Genomic DNA, 7,825 nt, shown 5'->3' on the forward strand with positions numbered 1-7,825 from the left:
ACCCAGGATAATGCAGATGCCCTGGATGAAAAGAGCTCGGTATTAAATACTCATATAGCAGTGAAGAAGGATGGAGAGTACATATATAGTTCCGTTGATCCTTTTTCTGAGAGCCTGAAGGAGCAGTTAAAGAGAAATGATAACAGTTCGAATATCAATGCGATAGATGGTGATTCGATTGATACCGGAAATAACAGTGATATAAAGGTTCAGGAATATCTCATAACCCAGCCGTCATTCTATCTGTGCAACCAGGTATCATATGTGCTGGATGGAAGTCAGGTAGATATTTACATGCTCACATATTATGGTAATTATATGGCGAAGTTCAGGGGAACCATCATGGGTTATTCCATACTGATGGTTCTAATGATGATGCTCCTGAGCGGTGTCGTGGCATTCCTTGTATACCAGCAGTTTGTGAATCCTCTTGTCAAGCTCAAGGAGGCAGCAGAGCGTATGGGCTCAGGCAACCTTGACGAGAAGATAGACTTTGGCGATAACAGAGTCGATGAGGTTGGTGAGCTCTGTGAGTCATTTGAGGATATGAGACAGAAACTGTCAGACTTTACCAAGGCGAAGATGAGATATGAGGAAGAGAACAGGCAACTCATAAGCAATATATCACACGATCTCCGTACTCCTATCACGACCATCAAGGGTTATGTGGAGGGAATCATGGATGGAGTTGCAGATACCCCTGAGAAGCAGGAGAGATATCTGAAGATGATATACAGCAAGGCAAATGAGATGGACAGCCTCATCAATGAGCTTTCACTGTATACGAATATCAACAACAATGCCATACCATATGAGTTCCACAGGGTATCGGTGAAGGATTATTTTGATGACTGTATGGAGGAGGTATATACGACGCTCCTTTCCAAGAACATGACGCTCACATACAAGAACTATTGTGATGACGATGTGAAGGTCATAGTTGATCCTGACCAGCTCAAGAGGGTCATCAACAACATAATTACAAATGCTATCAAGTATACCGATAAGGAATATGGACAGATAGATATCAACATATATGACAATGACGCGGAGGTTAAGGTATCCATAAGCGACAATGGCCGTGGAATAGATTCAGAGAGCCTGCCTCATATATTTGACAGAATGTATAGAGCTGACAGCGCAAGACAGTCAAGAGGCGGAAGTGGTCTTGGACTTGCTATATGCAAGAAGATCGTTGAGGAGCACGGCGGCAACATATATGCCACAAGCCAGCTTGGTGTCGGAACAACGATAGTATTTACCCTGAAGAAGTATATTCCAAAGGTTGAGGAGATCGAGGGTGATACTTCTGACGCCAGCGGTGAACAGCAGGCAAATGTAAAAAAGAATACACAGAAAAAAGATGATCAGAGAAAAGGATCATTGCAGATCATAAATTCACTAAAGAAAAGGAGAGATACAGATGAGTAAGATATTGATCATAGAAGATGAGCTTAGTATTGCAGAGCTTGAGAGAGATTATCTGGAGCTCAATGATTTCGAGGTAGAGATAGAGACAAATGGACTTAAGGGTCTTGAGAAGGCATTGGATGAGGAATACAGTCTTATCCTTCTGGATCTCATGCTCCCTGAGGTGGATGGATTTGAGATATGCCGACAGATAAGGGAGAAGAAGGATATTCCGATCATCATGGTAACAGCCAAGAAGAATGATATAGACAAGATCAGAGGTCTTGGTCTGGGAGTTGACGACTATGTCACAAAGCCATTCAGTCCAAGTGAGCTGGTGGCAAGAGTCAAGGCGCACATATCCAGATACGAGAGACTTGTTGGTTCAACGGCACTCAAGAATGACGTCATCGAGATCAGAGGTCTTAAGATAGACAAGACGGACAGAAGAGTGTATGTTGATAACGAGGAGAAGGTATTTACGAATAAGGAGTTCGATATACTGTGCTTCCTTGCCAGCAACCCAAACAAGGTATTTTCCAAGGATGAGCTGTTCAGCAAGATATGGAATATGGACAGCATAGGAGATATAGCCACGGTTACTGTTCATATCAAGAAGATCAGAGAGAAGATTGAATTTGACACATCGAATCCACAGTACATAGAGACTGTATGGGGCGTGGGCTACAGGTTTAGGATGTGATAAGAAAGCCCCAGACGGCGAACATGCAGCGTTCATGCTTGCATGAAACGCTGCATGTTCATCGGATGGGCAGATATTCATGAGCATGTATGCCGATAGGCAGGAATGCGAATGAATGTGCGATTACGAGAGCCACGAAGTGGCGAAGTAATCGTAAGGCTTTCTTATCACAATTATAATAAGCCCCAGACGGCGAATGAGGAGAAAACAAATGAAATTAAACATTTTACATGAGGATAATGATATAATCGTGGCTGTAAAGCCATGTGGTGTGCCAACTCAGCCGGACAAGACCAATTCAGAGAGCATGGTGAGTATGCTCAAGCTCAGGATATACGAGAAGGAGAACAGAAAAGAGGAACCATATCTTGTGCCTATACACAGACTGGACAGGCCTGTAGGCGGAGTTATGGTATTTGCCAAGACTCCTGAGGCGGCTGCAAATCTCTCAAAGCAGAGCGAGGATGGTTCTATGATGAAGTATTATCAGGCGATCCTCACTGGTGAGCTTCCAAATGACCAGGGAGTTTTGAAGGATTATCTTCTTCACGATACTAAGGACAATGTGACAAAGGTCGTGGACAAGGACACACCTGGAGCAAAGTATTCCGAGCTGGAATATGAGGTGCTGGATGTCATGGATACGGACGAGGGAGTTCTGTCATATATACTTGTTGAACTCATAACTGGAAGACATCATCAGATCAGGGCTCAGTTTGCGAAGAGAAAGTGCGGAATATGGGGTGACACGAAGTACAACCCTAAGTTCCAGAAGACGAAGAAGAAATATAAAGAGATAGGACTTCACGCGTCCAGATTGGAATTTGACCATCCGACAACAGGGGAACACATGGTGTTCAAGCATGAGCCGGAGGGCGGAGCATTTGCCATTCTGGATCTGGATGAGTTTTAGTTAAAATGGTATTTACAGGGCGGATGTTGGCATGTTTCGTGTTGACATACGTCCTGAAATTTTGTAGATTAAAGAGTGTATGCATTAGGTAGTTCAGCTATGCAGCAGATATAGAATGTTTTAGAATTAAGGAGATAAATAAGATGGCAAACGATAAGAAGATGGTTGAAGCTATTACTTCCATGGATGAAGATTTTGCACAGTGGTATACTGACGTTGTCCTCAAGGCAGGACTTATCGCATATACCAACGTGAAGGGATGTATGGCTATCAAGCCCGCAGGATATGCAATCTGGGAGCTTATACAGAAGCAGCTTGATGAGAGATTCAAGGCTACAGGTGTGGAGAATGTGTACATGCCTATGCTTATTCCAGAGAGCCTTCTTGAGAAGGAGAAGGATCACGTTGAGGGATTTGCACCTGAGGTAGCATGGGTTACTTATGGCGGACTCAATCCACTCACAGAGCGTATGTGTGTAAGACCAACATCAGAGACTTTGTTCTGCGATTTCTACAAGAATGATATCCAGTCATATCGTGATCTGCCAAGGGTATATAATCAGTGGTGTTCAGTAATGCGTTGGGAGAAGGAGACAAGACCTTTCCTTCGTTCAAGAGAATTCCTGTGGCAGGAGGGTCACACAGCTCATGCCACAGCTGAGGAGGCTGAGGCAAGAACAATACAGATGCTGAATCTGTATGCAGACTTCTGTGAGGATGTACTGGCTATGCCTGTTATCCGTGGACAGAAGACAGAGAAGGAGAAGTTCGCAGGAGCAGAGGCAACATACACAATAGAGGCACTTATGCACGATGGCAAGGCGCTCCAGTCAGGAACAAGCCATAACTTCGGAGACGGATTTGCCAAGGCATTTGGAATACAGTTTACAGACAAGGACAACAAGCTCAAGTATGTTCATCAGACATCATGGGGTATGACAACAAGACTTATCGGAGCCATCATCATGGTTCACGGAGACAATTCAGGTCTTGTACTTCCTCCAAAGGTTGCTCCAACTCAGGTCATGATCATTCCTATCATGCAGAAGAAAGCAGGAGTGCTTGAGAAGGCAGCAGAGCTCCGTGAGAAGCTTGGAGCATTCAGAGTAAAGGTCGATGACAGCGACAAGAGCCCAGGCTGGAAGTTCTCAGAGCAGGAGATGAGAGGTATTCCTATCAGAGTTGAGATCGGACCAAAGGATATCGAGGCCAATCAGGCAGTTCTGGTACGCCGTGACACAAGAGAGAAGATCACAGTATCACTTGATGAGATAGATACAAAGGTTGGAGAGCTTCTTGAGACTATCCAGAAGGATATGTTCGAGAGAGCAAAGGCTCACAGAGATTCACATACACATGCAGCGCTTAACTGGGATGAGTTCAAGAATATCATCGACAACGAGCAGGGCTTTGTAAAGGCTATGTGGTGTGGCGAGACAGCTTGTGAGGAGGCTATCAAGGATGAGACAGGAGCATCCACAAGATGTATGCCATTTGCACAGGAGCATCTTTCAGATGTATGTGTACACTGCGGAAAGCCGGCAAAGAAGATGGTATACTTCGGACGTGCATACTAGAATATAGATAATGATCATGTATAATAACTTCTTCAGCATCTTGCTGGAGAAGTTATTATTTTACAGATATAAAGATGCGGAGAGAAGATATATGAGAATAGACATTCCAGAGGGAGCAAATAAAGTAATAGAGGGTCTTGAGGCAGCAGGCTATGAGGCCTATATAGTCGGCGGCTGCGTGAGAGACAGCATACTCGGAAGAGAGCCGGGGGACTGGGATATCACCACATCTGCCAGACCTGAGCAGGTCAAGGAGATATTCAGGCGAACCGTAGATACAGGAATAGAGCATGGAACCGTAACAGTCATGATGGGCAAGGAAGGCTATGAGGTCACGACGTACAGGATAGATGGAGAGTACAGTGATCACAGGAGACCGGATCAGGTGGAGTTCACAGCCAGCCTTGAGGAGGATCTGAAGAGAAGAGACTTCACCATAAATGCCATGGCGTACAGCCACAGCAAGGGCATAATAGATATGTTTGGCGGTGTGCAGGATCTTAATGACAAGGTTATAAGAGCTGTCGGTGTGGCAAGGGACAGATTCGATGAGGATGCACTTAGGATACTCAGAGCCATAAGATTTGCGGGACAGCTTGGATTTGACATAGAGAGAGATACCAGAAAGGCTATGATCATCCAGGCACAATACCTTAAGGATATAAGTGCGGAGAGGATCAGGGTGGAGCTCACAAAGCTCCTTGTATCAGATCACCCGGACAAGCTGCTCGAGGCCTATGTTACAGGGATCACTGCATATATCCTTCCTGAATTTGACAAGATGATGGAGCAGCCACAGAACAACCAGTATCACAGATACAATGTGGGTGTACACTCCATTGAGGCGGTTAAGAATATAAGGGCTGATGTAACCATGAGATGGGCGGCACTTCTCCACGATATAGGCAAGCCATCCACACACACTGTGGACGAGAATGGAACAGATCACTTTTACGACCACCAGATCGCGGGAGTTCCACTGGCGGAGGCGGTTCTCAGAAGACTGAAGTTTGACAACAATACCATCAAGGACGTGTGCAAGCTGGTGAGATGGCATGACTTTGGCATGGGCTGCGTTCCGAAGAAGAATACCATCAGGAAGCTTCTCGGAGAGGTTGGAAAGGATTTCTTCCCATATATAATCGAGATCAAGAAAGCCGATATGGCTGCCCAGAGCGATTACAAGCTGGAGGAGAGACAGAGCCAGCTTGCGGAGCTTGAGAAGAAATATGAAGAGATCGTGGCAGATGCTGACTGCGTCAGGATCAAGGACCTCAAGGTAAATGGCGGAGATCTCATAAAGCTGGGAATAAAGCCGGGACCTCAGATGGGCGAGATACTTCAGAAACTGCTGGATATGGTTATAGAAGACCCGGAGAAGAACGACAGGGAATATCTTATTGAACAGGTCAAAATGATGTAAGGAGTATGTATTTCCCATATCATATAAAAAAGAATTATTGGATGATGCGATAACAGTCGTAAAAAAATCCGGTAAAATATAATAACTTAAGAATGAATCTTAACAGCCCCTCATACAATAATTTAGCAGGTTATTATTGCTATAAAGTGAGCGACAGTTGTAGGAGGGGGTTTTTATTTGGCTGAAAAAATGGGTGAAGTGTATGAAGCATACGATATGGAAGTACAGGGAACGGGCAGAGGCAGAGGTGCTGTGATCCTGATGACGGACAAGGGGGTCAGACAGGTGTCATCACTGAATGGAACTGACGAGAGGCTTCAGCAGGAGAAGGAATTCAAGGATAAGATATATGAAAAGGGCTTCTGTAATATAGACCGGGTCGTGGCCAACAGAGAAGACGAGCTGGTGACCTGCGACAGGTATGGAAATCCATTTGTGTGCAGGGAATATTTCCAAGGGCGGGAGTGTAATGCATCAAGTATAAGGGATCTTGAGAAAGCGGTTATAAATCTGGCGTGGTTTCACAGAGCCGGAAGGGAACTGTACATGGAGGAGAATACGTCATACACAAAAAAAACTCCGGGAAATCTGGACAGAAAGGTAAATGAGCTTCGCAGGATAAGAAATTTTGTCAGCAGGAGAACCCTGAAGAATGACTTTGAGATGATGTACATAAAGACATTTGATTATTTTTACAGCCAGGCAGAGAAGTGCCTGTCGCTGTTTCAGGATAATTTCACATACAACGACAAATGGCTTGGCTATTGTCACGGCTCGTATAATTATCACAGCGTGATGTTCTGTGATGGATACATAGCAACCATAAATTTTGACCGGTTCCATGTGGGATACCAGCTCATGGATCTGTACCAGTTTCTCCGCAAAGCCATGGAGAAGAACAGGTATGATATCGCCATGGCGAAGGACATTCTGAGTGCGTACAGTCAGATCAATTATCTTGAACATGAGGATTATGAATTCATATATCTTATGTACAGTTTCCCGGAGAAGTTCTGGAAGATAAGTAACCGGTATATGAACACCAGAAAGAGCTACATATCCCCGGTTTTGATGGAAAAACTCCAAAAAGTTATCGAAGATGACCAAGAAAAGCTCAAAATTTTGAGTGAAATTAACGATACCTATGGACTTCACAAGCTGACAAATTAAGAGTATAATGTTGGGGCGTGGATAATAATTGAGTTAGACACGTGATACTGAATTGTGATGTATTTTACAGATGGTTTTTTCGTGTGTGTGTTTTCCATTTGTAGGATGCTCTATGGGTAACATAAAGCAATAGATTTCACAGGAGGCAAAATGATGAGCGATTATAATTACAAGGACGTGTATGAGCAGTGGGTGAACAATCCTTTGTTTGGTCAGGAAACCAAGGATGAGCTCTTAGCAATCAAGGACGACGAGAAAGAGATAGAAGAAAGATTCTATTGTGATCTTGTATTTGGAACAGCTGGACTTCGAGGCATCATCGGAGCTGGTACTAACAGAATGAACATATATGTAGTGCGCAAGGCTACACAGGGACTTGCAAACTACATCATCAAGGCGGGCAAGCAGGACAAAGGTGTGGCAATAGCTTATGATTCAAGAAGAATGTCACCTGAGTTCTCTATGGAGGCAGCTCTCTGCCTGGCAGCAAATGGCATAAAGGCTTACAGATTCGAGTCACTTAGACCGACACCTGAGCTTTCATTTGCAGTGAGATATCTGGACTGTGTAGCTGGTATCAATGTAACAGCATCACACAACCCACCAGAGTACAATGGATATAAGGTATA

The 7,825-nt window shown here is 44.3% G+C and carries 6 protein-coding genes and 1 pseudogene; all 7 read left to right on the forward strand.

Annotated features, from left to right (window positions below):
* Positions 1-1,431, forward strand: a 1,431-nt coding sequence (locus tag ABUA34_RS10380; protein ID WP_349823261.1) for a sensor histidine kinase, incomplete at its 5' end; no start/stop codon positions are given.
* Positions 1,424-2,113 carry a response regulator transcription factor gene (locus ABUA34_RS10385; protein WP_022217373.1) on the forward strand — a complete coding sequence of 230 codons (690 nt, stop codon included), beginning with the start codon at positions 1,424-1,426 and terminating at the stop codon, positions 2,111-2,113. The genes ABUA34_RS10380 and ABUA34_RS10385, both read left to right, overlap by 8 nt.
* Positions 2,114-2,324: 211 nt before the next feature.
* A complete protein-coding gene (locus ABUA34_RS10390) occupies positions 2,325-3,026 on the forward strand; it encodes an RluA family pseudouridine synthase (RefSeq protein ID WP_022217372.1) in 702 nt (233 codons plus the stop codon).
* Positions 3,027-3,169: 143 nt separating this feature from the next.
* Complete coding sequence (gene proS, locus ABUA34_RS10395) at positions 3,170-4,603, forward strand: proline--tRNA ligase (RefSeq protein WP_022217371.1); 1,434 nt, start codon at positions 3,170-3,172, stop codon at positions 4,601-4,603.
* Positions 4,604-4,694: 91 nt separating this feature from the next.
* Complete coding sequence (locus tag ABUA34_RS10400; protein ID WP_022217370.1) at positions 4,695-6,026, forward strand: CCA tRNA nucleotidyltransferase; 1,332 nt, start codon at positions 4,695-4,697, stop codon at positions 6,024-6,026.
* Positions 6,027-6,203: 177 nt separating this feature from the next.
* Entirely contained in the window at positions 6,204-7,196 is a 993-nt protein-coding gene (locus tag ABUA34_RS10405) for a YutH/CotS family kinase-like spore coat protein (protein WP_242859106.1), read from the forward strand.
* Positions 7,197-7,349: 153 nt separating this feature from the next.
* A pseudogene (locus tag ABUA34_RS10410) lies at positions 7,350-7,825 on the forward strand (phospho-sugar mutase); the annotation flags it as partial.

This window comes from Coprococcus sp. RTP21428st1_C9_RTP21428_210409 (assembly GCF_040227395.1).
GTDB lineage: Bacteria > Bacillota > Clostridia > Lachnospirales > Lachnospiraceae > Coprococcus > Coprococcus aceti.